Origin of the sequence: Streptomyces cucumeris (assembly GCF_024295805.1) — a bacterium.
GTDB classification, from domain to species: domain Bacteria; phylum Actinomycetota; class Actinomycetes; order Streptomycetales; family Streptomycetaceae; genus Streptomyces; species Streptomyces cucumeris.
The window spans coordinates 489490-507322 of sequence record NZ_JANCLX010000002.1 but is presented as its reverse complement, the minus strand read 5'-3'; the positions used below and the strand labels follow the sequence as shown (position 1 = coordinate 507322).

13 protein-coding genes and 1 pseudogene are annotated in these 17833 nt (G+C 71.6%); 3 read left to right on the top strand and 11 right to left on the bottom strand.

Translation table 11 applies throughout. From position 1 onward, the window contains the following. Positions 1-15 precede the first annotated feature (15 nt). The 4 genes from NMK44_RS05225 to NMK44_RS05210 form a co-directional block, all read right to left on the bottom strand. Complete coding sequence (locus NMK44_RS05225; RefSeq protein ID WP_254738655.1) at positions 16-1155, bottom strand: hypothetical protein; 1140 nt, start codon at positions 1153-1155, stop codon at positions 16-18. Beyond that, positions 1146-2477: a hypothetical protein gene (locus NMK44_RS05220; RefSeq protein ID WP_254738653.1), complete on the bottom strand. Its 1332-nt coding sequence runs from the start codon at positions 2475-2477 to the stop codon at positions 1146-1148. The genes NMK44_RS05225 and NMK44_RS05220 overlap by 10 nt, the downstream gene beginning before the upstream one ends. Before the next feature lie 135 nt (positions 2478-2612). Next, entirely contained in the window at positions 2613-3686 is a 1074-nt protein-coding gene (locus NMK44_RS05215; RefSeq protein ID WP_254738651.1) for an RICIN domain-containing protein, read from the bottom strand. A gap of 196 nt (positions 3687-3882) precedes the next feature. After that, on the bottom strand, positions 3883-4908 hold the full coding sequence (locus NMK44_RS05210) for a 6-phosphofructokinase (RefSeq protein ID WP_254738649.1): 1026 nt from the start codon (positions 4906-4908) through the stop codon (positions 3883-3885). Between the two features lie 210 nt (positions 4909-5118). Between NMK44_RS05210 and pta the strand changes: the two genes are divergently transcribed. From pta to pyk, 3 genes are all read left to right on the top strand, one after another. Beyond that, a complete protein-coding gene (gene pta, locus NMK44_RS05205) occupies positions 5119-7233 on the top strand; it encodes a phosphate acetyltransferase (protein WP_254738647.1) in 2115 nt (704 codons plus the stop codon). After that, positions 7230-8375 carry an acetate kinase gene (locus tag NMK44_RS05200; RefSeq protein ID WP_254738645.1) on the top strand — a complete coding sequence of 382 codons (1146 nt, stop codon included), beginning with the start codon at positions 7230-7232 and terminating at the stop codon, positions 8373-8375. Before pta ends, NMK44_RS05200 begins: the two co-directional genes overlap by 4 nt. A gap of 72 nt (positions 8376-8447) precedes the next feature. Continuing rightward, positions 8448-9875 (top strand): pyruvate kinase, encoded by a 1428-nt coding sequence (gene pyk, locus NMK44_RS05195; protein WP_254738643.1) that lies wholly within the window; start codon positions 8448-8450, stop codon positions 9873-9875. 166 nt (positions 9876-10041) lie between these two features. Here pyk and NMK44_RS05190 read toward each other — a convergent pair. The 7 genes and pseudogenes from NMK44_RS05190 to NMK44_RS05155 form a co-directional block, all read right to left on the bottom strand. Continuing rightward, positions 10042-11724: pseudogene (locus NMK44_RS05190) on the bottom strand (ATP-dependent Clp protease ATP-binding subunit); the annotation flags it as partial. After that, complete coding sequence (locus tag NMK44_RS05180) at positions 11724-13037, bottom strand: caspase, EACC1-associated type (protein WP_254738641.1); 1314 nt, start codon at positions 13035-13037, stop codon at positions 11724-11726. The gene NMK44_RS05180 and the pseudogene NMK44_RS05190, both read right to left, overlap by 1 nt. Before the next feature lie 3 nt (positions 13038-13040). Continuing rightward, the gene (locus NMK44_RS05175; RefSeq protein ID WP_254738639.1) at positions 13041-13460 is read right to left on the bottom strand and encodes an effector-associated constant component EACC1; all 420 of its coding nucleotides are present in this window, start codon (positions 13458-13460) and stop codon (positions 13041-13043) included. A 135-nt stretch (positions 13461-13595) separates the two neighbouring features. Continuing rightward, complete coding sequence (locus NMK44_RS05170) at positions 13596-14930, bottom strand: hydrogenase expression protein HypF (RefSeq protein WP_254738637.1); 1335 nt, start codon at positions 14928-14930, stop codon at positions 13596-13598. After that, positions 14908-15438: a DUF6114 domain-containing protein gene (locus NMK44_RS05165; protein WP_254738635.1), complete on the bottom strand. Its 531-nt coding sequence runs from the start codon at positions 15436-15438 to the stop codon at positions 14908-14910. Before NMK44_RS05165 ends, NMK44_RS05170 begins: the two co-directional genes overlap by 23 nt. 134 nt (positions 15439-15572) lie before the next feature. Next, entirely contained in the window at positions 15573-16190 is a 618-nt protein-coding gene (locus NMK44_RS05160; RefSeq protein ID WP_254738633.1) for a DUF6230 family protein, read from the bottom strand. A 563-nt stretch (positions 16191-16753) separates the two neighbouring features. Next, on the bottom strand, positions 16754-17725 hold the full coding sequence (locus NMK44_RS05155; RefSeq protein WP_254738631.1) for a tetratricopeptide repeat protein: 972 nt from the start codon (positions 17723-17725) through the stop codon (positions 16754-16756). Between the last annotated feature and the right edge of the window lie 108 nt (positions 17726-17833).

The window sequence follows — 17833 nt, the reverse complement described above, 5'->3', positions numbered from 1 at the left end:
GACGACGCCACCGGCTCATCCGCCCGGCAGCGACGGCGCCTCGCAGCCGTGGTGGGCGGCGGAGCGGGTGGCGAACGCCTTGAGGGCGGCGCGTTCGTAGGACAGGTCCGGGCTGCGGCGGGCGTCGCCGTCGGCGTCGTCGGCGCGGATCAGATAGAGCGCGGACTCCGCGCCCCGGGGGCAGGTGGCCCCGGCCCAGTAGGCGCTGCGGCCCAGGCGGCCCGCGGGCTTCTCGGCGGGGGTGACGTTCTCGTAGTCGTAGTCGCGGGTGAACTGGGAGCGGGCGTCCTCCGCGTACGGGCCGTAGTACGCCTCCAGCCGGTAGCGCGGGGAGCCGTCCCGGGCGCCGAGCGCGCAGATCTCGCGGGGCGCGCCCTCGCGGGCGGTCTCCCGGGCGGTGGAGACGGCGGAGCGGGCGGCCGTCGGGACCCCGGCGCAGGTGCCCTCGGCCCCGATGAGCGGTTCGTACTCGTCCTCGTTGACCGGGAGGTCGACTCCGCGCACCGGCTTCCCCAGCCGAGCCCCGCAGTCCCAGTGGTCGTCGGCGGCCTCGGCGGTGGCGGTGGCGGTGCGGACGAAGTCGGGGCGGGCGGCGGGGTCGTCGAGGGTGGTGTCGCGGCCGAGCACCGTGTCGACGGTGATCAGCAGGGAGTCGCCGCCCTTGGCGCACGGGAGCAGTACGGCGGTGGTGGCCTCGCCGTCCTCGCCGTCGCCGAGCCGGGCGCTGTCGGTGGCGAAGAGTCCGGACCAGCCGTGGCCGAGCGGGACGGGCAGGGTGTCGCGGGCCGGTACGGCGGCGTAGAGCTCGCCCTCGCCGTACTCGTCCTCCGGCCGGGGCGACCCCGCGATGCTCACCGTGAGGCTGCCGGCCCCCTCGGCCTTCACCTCGCAGCGCACGGACAGGGAGTTGCCGCGTCCGCTCCGGCCCGTGCCGTCGAAGGACCCCTCGGTGCGGTTGGTGACCTCCACATCGCCGTCGCCGAGGACGGCGCGGACGTCGTCGACCGGGAGCACCCCGTCACATGCCTCGTCCAGCGCCCGGTCCCCGCTGCCCGCGAACCAGACGATCACTCCCGCGAGGGCGGCCAGCGCCACCGCGACGGCCATCAGGGCGCGCGACCGCCGCCGGGTGAGCCACCGTGGGATCAGTGCCACTGCTCCACCTCTCCGAGCACCTTGGTCTCACGGCACCCTGCCGTCCTCGGCCAGGCGTCGTCGCTCCGCAGATAGCGGTCCAGTACCGCGCGGACGGCCCGGGACATACGGGCGCGGTCCTTCGCGCCGAGGACGGCGGTCTCCCCGTCGTCGAAGCGGACCTCGGGGAGGACGGACACCCGGTGGTAGGTGGCACGGCCGCCGCACACCGACCGTGCCCACAGGGCGAGCTGGGGGCGCGAGGCGTAGGAGGAGATGCGGTCCTCGCCCCGGTCGCCGCCGCGGGCGGACCCGTTCTGCGACACGGTGCCCCGCTCCTCGTCCACGCCCCAGCCCGGCACATGGCCCTCGCGCTCGTACGCGTCGTAGGCGGACCGGCCGAGGATCCCCGACCAGCTCGCCGCCTCCACACCGGTGATCTCCCACTCCTTGGGGGAGGCGCCGTCGTTCTCCTCGGCCTCCTCGTCCCAGTCGCCGACGCAGGCGCTCAGCGCGCCGGACTCCTGGAGGTCGCCGAGGGTGGTCCAGCGGCCGGACTTCACCCCGTGCGGCGCGGGGTCGCCGATCCAGCGGCACTTGCGCAGATCGCGGCCGGGTTCATCGATCCGCTCCGCCCGCCACCGGCCCTTCCCGGTGTGGGCCTCGTAGGTGTCCAGCACCTCGGCCGGTATCGGCAGCGGGGCGCCGCCGCAGTGCTGGGAGGCGGTGATGGCGTTGGCGACGTGGACGGCGGTGCGGAATCCGGCGAGGGCGGCGGCGCGCTCACGGCCGCTCCGGTCCGGTCCGCCCCCGTCATCCGCGTCGCCCCCGTCGGTGACCCGGGCCCGGACGTAGAGATCGGTGGTGGGACGGGTGCGTCCGGCCAGTCCGTTCCGGCAGTCGGCGACCAGCCAGGCGCCGTGGCGTCCGTACTGGCCGGTGGTGCCGGGTGCCACGAAGGTGCCCTCGCCACCGTCGGGTTCGAGCAGTTCCCGGGTCTTCGTCTCCTCGGGCACACCGGAGACCAGCGCCTCGGCGTGGACCGTGACCTCGTGGCCGTCACCCCAGGACAGCGTGCAGTCCAGCAGGGAGCGGCTGTCCTGGCCCGGCGCCAGCATCGTGCCGTACTGCCGCAGTTCGCCCTCGTGGCCGTCGGGCACCCGGAGCGCCAGATCGCGGTAGGGCAGGGTGCCGTCGCACGCCTTCTTCAACTGGGCCCGGTTGGCGGCACGATGTCCGCCCTCACCGCCCCGGGTGGCCAGCACGACCCCCACGACCAGTGCCGTGATGACCACGATGAGGACCGTGTGGCGCAGCCACCCGCGATCCGGTAAACCCCGCATCCCGCCCGTACTCCTTCGTCCCCCCTGATCAAGCGTTCCCCACGATCAGGTGTCCCCCGCGATCAGGCCCGCCCCGGCGTTCACGGACCCGGCGGCTTCCCTGATCGCGGGGACAGTACCAGAGGGGACGGGGGGTCAGCGGCGCGCCCCGGAGGCCACCGGGTCGAAACGGAAGACCTGCCCCGATTCGCCCTCCCGGCAGGGGAGTTGGACCACATGGGCCCAGGGTTCCGCGGTGCCGCCCGGCACCGTCAGACAGTAGCCCGTGTGGACCGGCCGCAGCCGGTATCCGGTGGCCGGGCGGGCGACGGCCTCCAGCCGGAACTTCTCGCCCGCGCCCCGGGAGCCGCATTCGGCGTCGACGAGGAAGGCACCCTCGACCGTCCGCCCGCCGGTGATCCCGGCGCAGCCGGAGCCGTCCTCCTGGTGGCGGGCGGCGATCCGCCAGTAGCCGCCGTCCAGCCGCTCGAGGGAGAAGGCGGGGAGGTCGTCCCCGCAGGGCGCCTGGTAGACCCAGTCGGTGAGCTCGTCCGCGCGCTCGGACAGGCACTGCCCGGAGTGGGCGGCCCGGACGCGGTACGCCCCGGGGGCGGGGGCGGGCAGCGCGGCGCCGGAGGTCGAGGCCATGGAGCCCGACCGCTGGCTCGCGCCCTCCTGCCGCTTCCCCGCCGACGTCCCGCCGTGGTGGCTGCCGCGGGTGGTGACCGCGATGGCCACGACGGTGGCGGTCAGCGCCAGCACGGAGAGCAGGGTCACCGCGCGGGAGCGGCGTAAGGAGGACAGACCGAGCAGACCGTCCGGGGGCTCCGGCGGGCCGCCGCCGCCGTCGTCGTCCCGGTCCGCGCGGGCCCGGTACGGAACGATCACGGTGGCGGGGACGACGGTGCGGGTACGGGCGGGGACCGGTCCGCCGCCCGGCGCGGTGCGGGCCGCCAGGTCCGCCCGGACCGACAGCCAGACGGTGAGCTCGGCGGGGCCGACCCCGCAGGCCCGGACGAACGCGGCCACCAGATCCTCGCCCGGCAGCGCGGCGCGCCCCGGCACTCCGGCGAGGGTGGTGCGCGGCAGCGCCTCCCCGGCCGCCTCGGCGCGCGCCGCCAACTCCCGGTCGGTCAGGCGCGACCAGTCCTTGAGCGCCCGCATCCGGGCGATGAACTCCTCCGGGCTCCGGGCGTGTTGTGGATCCGGAGCGCTGACGACCTGGGCCATCTGTGGTTCTCCCCCGCCGCTGTGTCCCGGCGCTGCCCGGGACGGGTCCGGGGTGTGTCCCGGACACGGGAACAGCCTTGTTCACTCACGCCGATTGTTCAAGGGTGAACTTCGTCGACGGATGAAAAAGGAGCGGCGGCCGTAACCGATCCTCAGGAATACGGTTACGGCCGCCGTCACGGGCGTCCGGGCGGGCTCAGAAAACCGACTCGGCCTCGTCCATACGGTCCACCGGAACGGTCTTCAGCTCGGTGACCGCGTCCGCGATCGGCACCATGGCGATGTCCGTGCCACGCAGGGCGGTCATCATGCCGAAGTCACCGCGGTGCGCGGCCTCGACGGCGTGCCAGCCGAAGCGGGTGGCGAGCACCCGGTCGTACGCGGTGGGGGTACCGCCGCGCTGCACATGGCCGAGGATCACCGGGCGGGCCTCCTTGCCGAGGCGCCGCTCCAGCTCGGCCGCCAGACGGTTGCCGATCCCGGCGAAGCGCTCGTGGCCGTACTGGTCGATCTCGCCCTTCTGGTAGTCCATCGCACCCTCGGCGGGGTGCGCGCCCTCGGCCACACAGATGACCGCGAACTTCTTACCGCGGGAGAAGCGCTCCTCGACCATCTTGACCAGGGCGTCGACCTCGAAGGGCCGCTCCGGCAGACAGATGCCGTGGGCACCGCCCGCCATCCCGGACTCCAGGGCGATCCAGCCCGCGTGCCGCCCCATGACCTCGACGACCATCACCCGCTGATGCGATTCGGCGGTGGTCTTCAGCCGGTCCATGGCCTCGGTGGCGACACCGACGGCGGTGTCGAAGCCGAAGGTGCGGTCGGTGGAGGAGATGTCGTTGTCGATGGTCTTGGGAACGCCGACGATGGGCAGCCCCGCGTCCGAGAGCATCCGGGCGGCGGTGAGGGTGCCCTCGCCGCCGATCGGGATCAGTACGTCGATGCCGTAGTCACGGGCGTGGTCCCGGGAGGTCTCGCACGCCTCGCGCAGCCGGGCCCGCTCCAGCCGGGAGGAGCCGAGGATGGTGCCCCCGCGGGCGAGGATGCCGCCGACGTCATCGAGGTCCAGCTTGCGGTGGCGGCCGTCGAGAAGGCCCTTGAACCCGTCCTCGAACCCGATCACCTCGTCACCGTGACCGGCGACCGCGCGATGGACGACCGAACGGATCACAGCGTTGAGGCCGGGGCAGTCGCCGCCTGCGGTGAGAACTCCGATGCGCATCGTGCTGTGTCTCCTGCTCCCTACGGGTAGATCTGAGCCAGTCCGATTGTTTCATGGGCTCGGTAGTGCTGTATCCCTCGTACTGGCGAGCGCCTTAACGACGGCCGCAGGTATTGTCAAGAGGACTGGGCCATACAATGTGGTCAATTTGCGTCCGAAGGACGTACGCCAGGACAACACCGAACAACGCCGAGGAAACGGAGATCACGCGTGACGCGCAGCGTGTACGTGACCGGGATCGAACGCGGCGACGGGCGCCAGGTCGTCGAACTGGGGGTCATGGAGCTCCTGACCCGCCACGTCGACCGGGTCGGGGTGTTCCGGCCCCTGGTGCACGACGACCCCGACCGGCTCTTCGACCTGCTGCGGGCCCGCTACCGGCTGAGCCAGCCCCCCGGGTCGGCCCTCGGTATGACATACGAGGAGGCGGCCGGCCTCCAGGCCGAGCGGGGCACCGACGAGCTGGTGTCACGGCTGGTCGGCCGGTTCCACGAGGTGGCCCGGGAGTACGAGTACGTCCTGGTGCTGGGCAGTGACTACGCGGCCACCAGCCTCCCCGACGAGCTGGGGCTCAACGCCCGGCTGGCCAATGAGTTCGGCGCCTCGGTGATCACCGTGGTGGGCGGCCAGAACCAGACCGCGGAGTCGGTCGGCGCCGAGGCGCACAACGCCTACCGCGCCTATGAGGCCCAGGGCTGTGACGTGGTCGCCGTGGTGGTCAACCGGGTCGCCCCCGAGGACCGCGAGGCGATCGCCGGACGGCTGGACTCCCGGCTGCCGGTCCCCTGCTACGCACTGCCCGAGGACGGCTCGCTGTCGGCGCCCACCGTCTCGCAGATCGTCCGCACCCTGGGCGCCGAAGTACTGCTCGGCGATCACGGCGGACTGTCGAGGGACGTCCGCGACTTCGTCTTCGGCGGCGCCATGCTGCCCAGCTTCCTGCCCGCGCTCACCGAGGGCTGTCTGGTGGTGACGCCCGGGGACCGCGCCGATCTGATCGTGGGCGCGCTGGCCGCGCACAGCGCGGGCGCCCCGGCCATCGCCGGCGTGCTGCTCACCCTGGACGAGCGGCCGGGCCCGGACATCCTGGCGCTCGCCTCCCGGCTGGCCCCGGGCACCCCGGTGGTGTCGGTGGCGGGCGGGTCCTTCCCGACCGCGGCCGAGCTGTTCGCGATCGAGGGCAAGCTCAACGCGGGCGCGCCGCGCAAGGCGGAGACCGCGCTCGGCCTCTTCGAGCGGCACGTGGACACCGCGGCGCTCACCGAGCGGATCGCGGTGGCCCGCTCCGGCCGGGTCACCCCGATGATGTTCGAGCACGAGCTGATCGAGCGCTCGCGTTCGCAGCGGCGCCGGGTGGTCCTCCCCGAGGGCACCGAGGAGCGGGTGCTGCGGGCGGCCGATGTGCTGCTGCGCCGGGACGTCTGCGACCTCACCCTGCTCGGTGAGGAGGACGCGGTCCGCAAGCGCGCCGCCGAGCTGGGCATCCAGCTCGCGGACGCCGATGTGGTCGATCCGCAGACCTCACCGCTGCGGGAGCGCTTCGCCGAGAACTACGCGGAGCTGCGCGCCCACAAGGGCGTCTCCTACGAGCTGGCCTACGACGTGGTGGCCGACGTCTCCTACTTCGGCACCCTGATGGTGCAGGAGGGGCTGGCCGACGGCATGGTCTCCGGAGCGGTGCACTCCACCGCCGCCACCATCCGGCCCGCCTTCGAGATCATCAAGACCGCGCGGGGTGCCCATATCGTCTCGTCGGTGTTCTTCATGTGCCTGGCCGACCGGGTGCTGGTCTACGGCGACTGCGCGGTCAACCCCGACCCCGACGCCGAGCAGCTCGCGGACATCGCCATCCAGTCGGCGACCACCGCCGCCCAGTTCGGGGTGGAGCCGAGGATCGCGATGCTCTCGTACTCCACCGGCACCTCCGGCTCCGGCGCCGATGTGGACAAGGTCCGCAAGGCCACCGAGCTGGTGCGGGAGCGCCGCCCCGATCTGCTGGTCGAGGGCCCCATCCAGTACGACGCCGCGGTGGACGCCGCGGTGGCGGCGACCAAGCTGCCCGACTCCGAGGTGGCGGGCAAGGCCACCGTGCTGATCTTCCCGGACCTGAACACCGGCAACAACACCTACAAGGCCGTCCAGCGCTCGGCGGGCGCCGTCGCGGTCGGCCCGGTGCTCCAGGGTCTGCGCAAGCCGGTGAACGACCTGTCCCGCGGAGCACTCGTCCAGGACATCGTCAACACCGTCTCCATCACCGCCATCCAGGCGCAATCCCCGGCGTCCCCGACCGCCACGTCCCCGACACAGAAGGTGCAGTCCGCGTGAACGGCTCCCGCGTCCTCGTCCTCAACTCCGGCTCCTCATCGGTGAAGTACCAGCTCCTGGACATGGCCGACGGCACCCGGCTCGCCTCCGGCCTCGTCGAGCGCATCGGGGAGGGCCCGGTCGCCGACCACGCGGCCGCCCTCAAGCAGGTCGCCGAGGAGCTGGCCCGGCAGGACCTGGGGCTGGACTCCCCGGAGCTGGCGGCGGTCGGCCACCGGGTGGTGCACGGCGGCACCCGGTTCACCGAGCCCGCGCTGATCACCGATGAGGTGGTCGAGGAGATCGAGAAGCTGATCCCGCTGGCCCCGCTGCACAACCCGGCCAATGTCACCGGGATCAAGGTGGCCCGTGAGCTGCGCCCGGACCTGCCGCAGGTCGCGGTGTTCGACACGGCGTTCCACTCGACGATGCCGGAGTCGGCCGCGCGCTACGCCGTCGACGTGGACACCGCCGACCGGTTCGGGGTGCGCCGCTACGGTTTCCACGGCACCTCGCACGCCTATGTCTCCCGCGCCACCGCGGCCCTGCTGGACCGGGACGTGTCCGAGGTCAACACCATCGTGCTGCACCTGGGCAACGGGGCCAGCGCCTCGGCCGTGCGCGGCGGGGTGTGCGTGGACACCTCGATGGGGCTCACCCCGCTGGAGGGCCTGGTGATGGGCACCCGCTCGGGCGATCTGGACGCGGCGGCGATCTTCCACCTGTCCCGGGTGGGCGGGATGTCCATCGACGAGATCGACACCCTGCTGAACAAGCGCAGCGGACTGCTGGGGCTGTGCGGGGACAACGACATGCGGGAGATCGGCCGCCGGATGGGCGAGGGCGACGCCGAAGCGCAGCTCGCCTTCGACATCTACATCCACCGGCTGCGGAAGTATGTGGGCGCGTACACCGCGGTACTCGGCAGGGTGGACGCCATCGCCTTTACCGCCGGCGTGGGGGAGAACTCCGCGGCGGTCCGGGAGGCGGCGATGCGCGGGCTCACCGCGTTCGGTGTCGAGGTGGACGCGGTGCGCAACGCGCTGCGCGGCTCCGGGGCACGGCTGATCTCCACCGAGAACAGCCGGGTCGCGGTGGCCGTGGTGCCCACCGATGAAGAGCTGGAGATCGCCAGCCAGACGTTCGACCTGGTCAGCGACTAGCCGTCGATTTGTTGTCGGTCCTTCTCCGGCCTGAAATATTCCGCTCCGAAACAAACCGATAGGATCAGCCTCATGCGCCGTTCCAAAATCGTCTGCACCCTGGGCCCCGCCGTCGACTCCTACGACCAGCTGAAGTCGCTGATCGAGGCCGGGATGAACGTGGCCCGATTCAATATGAGCCACGGGAGCCACGCGGAGCACGAGGAGCGGTACCACCGCGTCCGCAAGGCCTCCGAGGAGACCGGCCGCGCGGTGGGCGTGCTGGCCGACCTCCAGGGCCCCAAGATCCGACTGGAGACCTTCGCCGACGGTCCGGTGGAGCTGGTCCGCGGTGACGAGTTCATCATCACCACCGAGGACGTCCCCGGTGACCGGACCATCTGCGGCACCACCTACAAGGGGCTGCCGGGCGATGTGTCCAAGGGCGACCAGGTCCTGATCAACGACGGCAACGTGGAGCTGCGGGTCACCGCGGTCGAGGGTCCGCGGGTGCGGACCATCGTGATCGAGGGCGGGGTGATCTCCGACCACAAGGGGATCAACCTGCCGGGCGCGGCGGTCAATGTCCCGGCGCTGTCCGAGAAGGATGTCGAGGACCTGAAGTTCGCCCTGGGCATGGGCTGCGACATGGTCGCGCTGTCCTTCGTCCGGGACGCAGCCGACGTCCGCGACGTCCACCGGGTGATGGACGAGGTGGGCCGCCGGGTACCGGTGATCGCCAAGGTCGAGAAGCCCCAGGCGGTCGCCAATATGACCGAGGTCGTCGATGCCTTCGACGCCGTGATGGTGGCCCGTGGTGACCTGGCGGTGGAGTACCCGCTGGAGAAGGTCCCGATGGTGCAGAAGCGGCTGATCGAGCTGTGCCGCCGGAACGCCAAGCCGGTGATCGTGGCGACCCAGATGATGGAGTCGATGATCACCAACTCCCGCCCCACCCGCGCCGAGGCGTCCGACGTCGCCAACGCGATCCTGGACGGCGCGGACGCGGTCATGCTCTCCGCCGAGTCCTCGGTCGGCTCGTACCCGATCGAGACCGTGAAGACGATGTCCCGGATCGTCCAGGCCGCCGAGGAGGAGCTGCTCTCCCGTGGCCTCCAGCCGCTGGTGCCGGGCAAGAAGCCGCGGACGCAGGGCGGTTCGGTGGCCCGCGCGGCCTGCGAGATCGCCGACTTCCTGGGCGCCAAGTCGCTGGTGGCGTTCACCAAGTCCGGTGACACCGCCCGGCGGCTCTCCCGCTACCGTGCCCAGCAGCCGATCCTGGCCTTCACCACCGACGCCGCCACCCGCAACCGGCTGACCCTGAGCTGGGGCGTGGAGTCTTTCGTGGTGCCCTATGTCGAGAACACCGACGCGATGGTGGACCTGGTCGACGCCGAACTGCTGAAGCTGGGCCGCTACTCCGCGGGTGACACCATGATCATCACGGCCGGTTCGCCCCCCGGCGTCCCCGGCACCACCAACATGGTGCGGGTGCACCACCTGGGCGGCGAGGGGCAGTAACCCCCTCCCCCGCACGCGAACGGCGAACGGCCGGACTCCCCCGGGAGTCCGGCCGTCGGCGTCTCCCCGGCGGGCCTCAGCTCATGGCCCAGACATAGCGGTCGTCGTCGAAGCGCCGCGGCGGGCCCGCGACCTCCGCGAAGAGCTCGGCGACCACCGCCGCGTCCACCGTCTGCGCACCGTCGGTCAGCCGCACCCGGGCCCCCGCCTCGTCCAGCACCTCGATGGCCTTGCCCGGCAGCACCCGGCCGGGCAGGTGGCGGACGGTGAGGGTGACGGCCGCCTCCAGGGCGTCATCGGTGATGGAGACGGCGTGGTGGCGCTCGTACTCGGGGCGCAGCAGCCGCAGGATGGCCACCGTGTCCTCCAGGGACGGCTCACCCACCGGGACCGGCTGGAAGAACGTCTCCAGCGCGGGCCGGTGCGCGGCCGGTTCGACCACCGCGATCACCCGGACCCCGGACCCCCGCAGCGCGGACAGGGTGTCCGAGCCCTCGGCCAGATCGGCGTCGTCGAGGAAGAGCACGGTGGTGGCGCGATCGCGCAGCTCCGCCAGCGCCGTACGCAGCCGACCGGGGTGGACGGCGCGCAGCCGCACCCCCGAGAGCCCCGCCGGCGCCTCACCACCGGCCAGCCGCTGGGCCAGCCCCATGACGATCGACGTCCGGCCGACGCCCGCCTCCCCCACCAGCAGCGCACTGTTGCGGGACTTGCGCATCAGCACCTGCATCAAGCGCTGGATCTCCCGCTCCCGCCCGGCCACCGGATCGAGCCGCGACCGCCGCGCGGCCTCGGTGAGATCGCGCGAGGCGGTCACCGGCGGCTCCGCGGGCACCGGCGGCTCCGGTACGGACGGCTCCTGCTCCTGCACCTCCGGCGGGTCGGTGATGAGCTGCACGACCCGCTCACGCACCCGCCGGGGGCCGTCCTCGCCGAGGAAGCCGGTGAGGAGCTGCACGGCCACCCCCTCGCCCTCGCGCATCAGCCCCAGCAGCAGATGCTCCACACCGATGTAACGGTGGTCGAGGGTGGCGGCCTCCCGCAGGGCGAGCTCCATGACCTTCTTGATGCGCGGGGTGAAGGGGAGGTGGCCGGTGGGGGTTTCGGTGCCGAGCCCGATGATCTCCACGATCCGGCCGTGCGCCCACGCGTACGACACCCCCAGACTCTCCAGGGCCAAAGCGGCGACGCCCTCCGCCGTGAGCAGACCCAGCAACAGGTGCTCGCCGCCGATGTAGTTGTGTCTCAGGCCCCGCGCCTCTTCCTGGGCGGACACCACGGCCTGGCGGGCACGGTCGGTGTAGCGCTCGAACTGGAACCCGCCGGGCTGGGTCTGTACGGCGGGGGCCGGGGCGACGGGGGCCGGGGCGACCGGCGTCTGCTCCTGCGTCGCAAGGTCCTGCGCCTCCGGGGCGGAGAGCGGTTCGAGCGTGCGCACGGAGGCGTGCAGTCCCTCCGATGCGGCGCCGAAGGACCGCAGCACCTGGGCCGCGATCCCTTCGCCCTCCCGCATCAGCCCGAGCAGCAGATGCTCGGTACCGATGTGGCCGACCCCGAGCTGGAGCGCTTCACGCAGCGAGAGCTCCAGCACCTTCTTGGCACGCGGAGTGAAGGGGATATAGCCCGTGGGAGCCACCGCGCCGCGCTCCAGGAACTGTTCCGTGCGGGCCCGCACGGCGTCCGGTGCGATCCCGGCCGCCTCCAGGGCCTGGAGGCCCGGCGTACCACCCACGGCGAGCACACCGAGCAGGAGGTGCTCGGTGCCGATGTAGTCGTGGTGGAAGCGCCGGGCCTCCTCCTGGGCGACCACGACGGCGCGCCGCGCGGTGTCGGTGAACCGCTCGAACATCAACTCACCTCGCGGAGCAGGGCGGACAGATCGCTCAGCACCCGCCGGGTGTGCGGATGGTCCGCGCCGAGGATCCGCTCACGGTCGGCGGCCAGTTCGCGCAGCAGGGCCTCCGCCTCGTCCGGCTCCCCGGAGCGCGCCAGGTTGTGCGCCAGGACGTGCCGGGTGCGCAGGGTGTGGACATCGTCCGGGCCGAGCACCCGCCGCCGGTCGATCAGCAGCAGCCGCAGCATCTTGACCGCCTCCGGACGCCGCCCGGACTCGCCCAGGTTGACGGCGAGGAACTGGCGGGTGCGCAGGGTGTCCGGATGGTCGGCGCCGAGCACGGTCCGCTGCCGGACGTGGATCTCATCCAGCGTCCGGGCCGCCCCCGCCGGGTCCCCGGCCCCACCGAGGCTGTGCGCGAGCCATTGGTGGCCGCGCAGCGTCTCCTCGTGGTCCGCGCCCAACTGCATCCGCTGCTCCTCCAGGAGGACGCTCAGCGCGTCGGCCGCCTCCTGGTACCGCCCGGCCTCGCACAGCGCCACGGCCGCCTCGTGGCGGGCCCGCCGGGCGCGGCCGGCGCTCAGACCGTGGGCGCGGTTGCGGCCGAGGGCGAGCAGGGCCGCGGTACGACTGCCGCGCTGGAGCGGTTCGGGCAGCCCTTCGACGTCCATGGTGTGCTGGAGCCGCCGGTAGAGCTCGTCGATGCTGAGCAGTTCGGGCCCGTCCGCCACTCCCTCGCGCAGCAGCCGGACCAGCCGTCCGGTGAACGCCGTGTTCTCCTCGCCGTCCAGCACGAGGGAGACCGCGTCGTCCGGGGAGGAGGCCATCACATAGGTGCCCGCGACCTCGACCTGTCCCGCCACGGTGGTCCGCGGCGCGGCCATGGTGCCGCTGAGCGCCCGGCCGGAGAAGCAGCTGTCGAGGATGATGACCTTGGAGGCGGCGGGGCTGTCCAGCACCACATCACGCAGTTTGCGGTACTCCAGCGAGCCGAACTCCGGCCGGGCCCAACGGCTCTTGGCCAGGGACAGGTACAGATCGTGGCGCTTGGGTCCGATCAGACCGTGTCCGACGTAGTGGACCAGCAGCAGGTCCTCCGCCCGGTGCGCGGCCTCCCACAGCGCGTCCCCGACCTCGTCGAGGTCCCCGCTGTCCAGCAGCACCGTGCAGTGCTCGGGGCGGACGGCCCCGTAGGCGGCGTCGGTCAGGGTGGCCTCCAGATCCCGCACCGTCCGCCGCACGGCCGGGAGATCCGGCAGCTCGGGGTCGGTGTAGGTGCTGGTGCCGATCAGGACCACCCGGGAGCGCTCGGGGTCGGGCAGCCGCACCGTCTACTCCCGCTCTTCGCGCAGCGCCTCGCGGAGGATCTCCTCCACCGCGGCCTTGCTCACCTGTTTCGCCTCGATGTCGATATGGCGGCCGTCAGGGGCGTGCACCTTGATCCGCAGGTCGGACCTCCGGGGCTGCGACAGCCAGGCGCCCACCGCCCCCGCCAGGACGGGGAGCAGACCGCCCGCACCGACCGAGACCACCAGCAACTCGGCGACCGCGCCCATCTGTCCGCGCCGCGGGGGCGCCGCCCTGGGCCGCACCCGGCCCGCCAGCCGGGGTTCGCCCCGCAGCCAGTCGGCGAGCGATTCAAGACCCGCGCCCGCGTCCGCGCCCTCGACCGAGATCCAGTTCTCCACCCGCTGCCCCCGCTTCCCCCGCAGCGCACTCCCGAGCGACATGGAGCGCGTTCGTTCGGACACTCAAGGTAATCATAGGCCGCATGGGACACGAATGCGCCCGTGGGCACCAATTCGCAACGGAGTTGGTGCCCACGGGCGCTCCCTCCCGGAAGAGGGGTTTTCGCGGCTCCCGAACGGGTCTGTGTGGTCGCGGGGTCATTCCCCGGTCTTGTAGACGCGCATCCCCGGAATGGTCAGATCGCCGCCGAACTGACCGGCCTGCTTGACGGTGACCTTGGTGAAGAAGATCTCCGGGAGGTTGAGCGGCGGGGGGCTCTCCGGGCTGAAGGTGATCGGGATGATCCCCAGCAGGTTGCCCGACAGCTCCTCGGTGTACATCGTCACCGTGCCGTTCTCGATGTCCGAGGTGGAACCCTCACGCGCCTGTACATGCGTGGTGGTGCCGCCCGGCCCGATGACCGTCTGGTGCAGATCCTTGATGCCGATGCCCGAGGCGGTGAACTTGAGGACCTTCTTGACCTTGCCGCTGTAGGTCTTGACCTCCACGATGCCCTTGTAGTCCAGGCCGTGCAGGCTCAGCATGCTGCTCTTGAGCGTCCAGGGCTCGTCGGGCAGCAGACTGGGGGTCGGGTCGGTCTTGGCGTTCTTGTAGGCGTCGGCGTCGAACTCCGGACACGGGAAGGCGTCCTTGCCGTCCTTGCCGCCGGACTCCGAGGCGGACGGGGAGGGCGAGGGCGTGGCCTTCTCGGCCTCGTCCTTGGTGTCCTCGACCGTCTTCTTCGCCTTGTCGACGGTGTCCTTCGCGGCGTCGCCGGCCTCGTCCACCGTGTCCTTGACCGCGTCGGCGGGCTTCTCGGACGACGGATCGGCGGACGGGGTGGGCGTGCCGGACTCCGACGGACTCGGCGAGGCGCTCGGCTCCGCCGGCTCCTCGTCCTCCTCGTCGTCGGGGGTGAAGATGTCGCGCAGCTTGTCCCCGAGACCCAGCGGGTCGAGCGGGTTGTCGGACTCCGACGGGCTCGGTGTGGCGCTCGGCTCCCCGGACTCGTCATCGTCCTCGGAGGCGGAACCGGACGGGTCCGGCTCGGGCGTGGACGTCTCCTCGGTCGGGGTCGGCGCGGGGTCCGGCTTCTGTGCCGGGGTGTCGCCGTTCCCGGTGGAGCCGGAGCTGTCCCCGGACCCCTTGGGGTCCTCGGACCCTGCCGGATCCTTGGTGCCCGCCTCGTCCTTCTCGTCCTCGGCGCCCTTCTCGTCCTTGGCGTCCTTGTCCGCCTCATCGGGCTGGGACACACACGGCCCGGCCTTGTAGCGGTCCTCGGGCCGGGGACTCGCCGAGGCGAGCTGAGGTGTCAGCCCCATGCCCATGAGCACGGCGGTGGGCATCGCGGCCAGCGCTATGGCCTTGCCCGCGGGTACCTGAAGGCGAGTGAGCATCGACTTCTTGGGCGCCGCGTGGCGTGGTCCCGTTCTCGCCCGGCGCGCGCCCGCGCCCTCCGCCTGCTCCTCGTCACCCCGCACGGTGCCTCCCATTGGTGGATTCCTGGTCCGGTGCGGCCCCGGCCCCGGCCGGTTCCGGCACGCTGTCACCGTCCTCGTCGCCCGTCGGCGCAGCACCCGACCCCTTGGCCGGCTGGGCCGAGGGAGTCTCGCCCGGCGCCCAGGCGACGCTCATCCCGCCGCCGAACAGGGCGAGCAGGAATCCCATCAGGAAGCCGCCGATGTTGGACACGGGCAGCGACACCAGGCCGAGCAGGATCGAGGCGACTCCGGCGAACACCCGTACGACGGGCTGGAACCACATGGTGAGGCCCAGGATCACCAACAGCACACCGATGATCAGCGACGCGGATCCGGCGGTGGTGGACAGGTTGATGGTGAACCCACCCGCGCTGAGGCTGTTGTACGGGAAGTACATGATCGGCAGTCCGGCCAGCAGGGTCAGCAGCCCCGCCCAGAACGGGCGCTGCCAGCGCCATTCCCGGAAGGACCTCCGCAGGCGGCCGATACGGTCACGCGCCCCCGGCGACTCGGCACTCATTGAAAACAGCTCCCTGGGGCTGGCGATCTGCGATCGCGGTTCTACAGCGGTACTCGTTGCGCGGTGCCTCCGCGCGACTGGGCGATGCCGGGTGAGGGGCAGCGCCGCGGCCCCCCACCCTCCAGCTCAGCGCGTCAGAAGCACTCGTTCTTGCCCTTGCTGACCTTCATCGAAAGGCCGGAGAGCTTGAACGTGCCCGCGCTGGTCGCCCAGGCGGTCTGCTTCACATCGGTGAGCGTGGCCGAGTCGGCCTCCTGGGCGAAGGAACCAGGAAGGGCCTTGTCGCCCTTCTTGATGCCCGGGCCCTTGGTCGAATCGCCCGCCGCGACACCGATGTTGATCCCGCGGAATGTGGCATCCGCGTCCAGCTGGTCCAGGTCGATGAAGAGGTTCTTCGCCTCGACCTGCTTGCTGCCGTTACCGGCCGACAGCTTCAGCGACACATCGCCGAAGACCGGGACCGGGATGACGACCGACTGGCACAGACCCTTGATCTTGGCGTTCTTGAACGCCGAGACCGCGACGGGGATGGTCTTCCCGCCGTGCTGCGTGTCAAGGGCTCCGTACTGAACGAAGCCCTTACCGTCGAGCCGGTCGGCCGTGACCTTGAACTGCTGGCCGGACACGTTGAACGAAGCCGCGAGCGCACCCTGGGACAGGGCAACGCCGATCGCGGCCGTGGCAGCAACGCTCGGCACCATGACTACGGCGAACCGCTTCCATCTGGTCCCGCCACGAGCCAGAGACTCCATGACTTTCCTCCTTCTCGGACGTACATCTCCGGCCGGGGTCGTGACCCCGGACCTGGGATGGGAGAAGTGCTACGTCCTCGGGAAGGAGAGCGCCCACGTCTCACAGGCGCTTACCGCACCCGTGTACACCGGCGATCACCCCCGAGCGACAACCACTGGCCACGCTTCTCGCGCAACCTCCTGGACAGGCCCTGCCTGTTGGGGCAGGGACCCCCCTGTCCAAGGCCGACGCCACTGCCGCCGACCTACTCGGTGGGGACCCAACCACGCCGTGGCGCCGACCGGATGCCGGGCTACGGGGGATGGACCGAGCTTGGCCGATCGTGGTCCATTCGGGGCCGGGGCACAAGGGGTTCGTTACTAGCGAGTAACGGACAGATAACCGTCATGCGGCCGGACGGTCGCGGCCGGGTACGCAGGGTCGCGGTCAAGTGACCGGAAAGGGCGGGAGATTTACTCCAAGACCGGACAAACCACGGGGGTGCATTTACTGGCAGTAACAGCGACCGCGTTTACCAAGTTTTGGTAAAGAGCGGTCGCTGTCTCGTTTGAGGAGGCCGAGGTCAGAACAGCACGCGCGCCAACGCACTACGCGCAGTGACCACTCGGGGATCCTCACCGCCGATCACATCGAAGAGACCGAGGAGATGAAGCCGTGCCTTCTCCCGGTCCTCACCCACCGTCTTCCGGACCGCCTCCACCAAGCGCCCGAAGGCGTCCTCCACATGACCGCCCACCAGGTCGAGGTCGGCCGCGGCGATCTGGGTGGATACGTCCCCCGGGTGGTCCGCGGCGGCCTTGCGCAGCGTCTGCGCGTCCACGCCCTGGACCCGCTCCAGCAACTCCGCCTGCGCCAGACCCAGCTTGGCCTCGCTGTTGGCGGGGTCGTCCGAGAGCACATTGCGGTACGCCTGGACGGCACCGCCCAGATCGCCCGCGTCCAGCGCCTCGTGGGCCACGGCGAGCGCGGCGTCATGCGGCGAGACGGGCTGCGGCGGAGCGGACTGCTCGGCCTCCGCGTCCCCGGCGCCGTCTTCGACCGGTGTACCCACGATGCCGAACTGCTGCTCCGCGGCCTGGATGAGCTGGTCCAGCACCTGACGGATCTGGGCCTCCGGCGCGGCCCCCTGGAAGAGGGGCACCGGCTGGCCCGCGATCACCGCGAAGACCGCGGGGATCCCCTGGACGCCGAACTGCTGGAACAGCATCTGGTTGGCATCGACGTCGATCTTCGCGAGCACGAACCGTCCCGCGTACTCCCCGGCCAGCTTCTCCAGGATCGGACCGAGCTGCTTGCACGGCTCGCACCACTCGGCCCAGAAGTCGATGACGACCGGTACCTCGGTGGAGCGCTGGAGGACGTCCTGCTGAAAACCGGCCTCGTCGACATCGAAGACCAGACGCGTGGGGGCGGGCGCGCCCCCGGTGCGGGCCGCCTCGGCCCGCGCCTTCTCCGCTTTCTGCTTCGCTTCCCCGGCCGCCTTCACCGCGGCGAGGTCGACCACTCCACTCATGGACATGTTCCGTGGCTGCATGGTCCTATCCTCCCCTCTTCCCGCGGTGAATGGAAAAGCGCGTCGACCGGCCCCCGACCGGCCCGCCGGCTCCCCAACCGGCGCTCATGGTCATCGCTCTTACGCTAC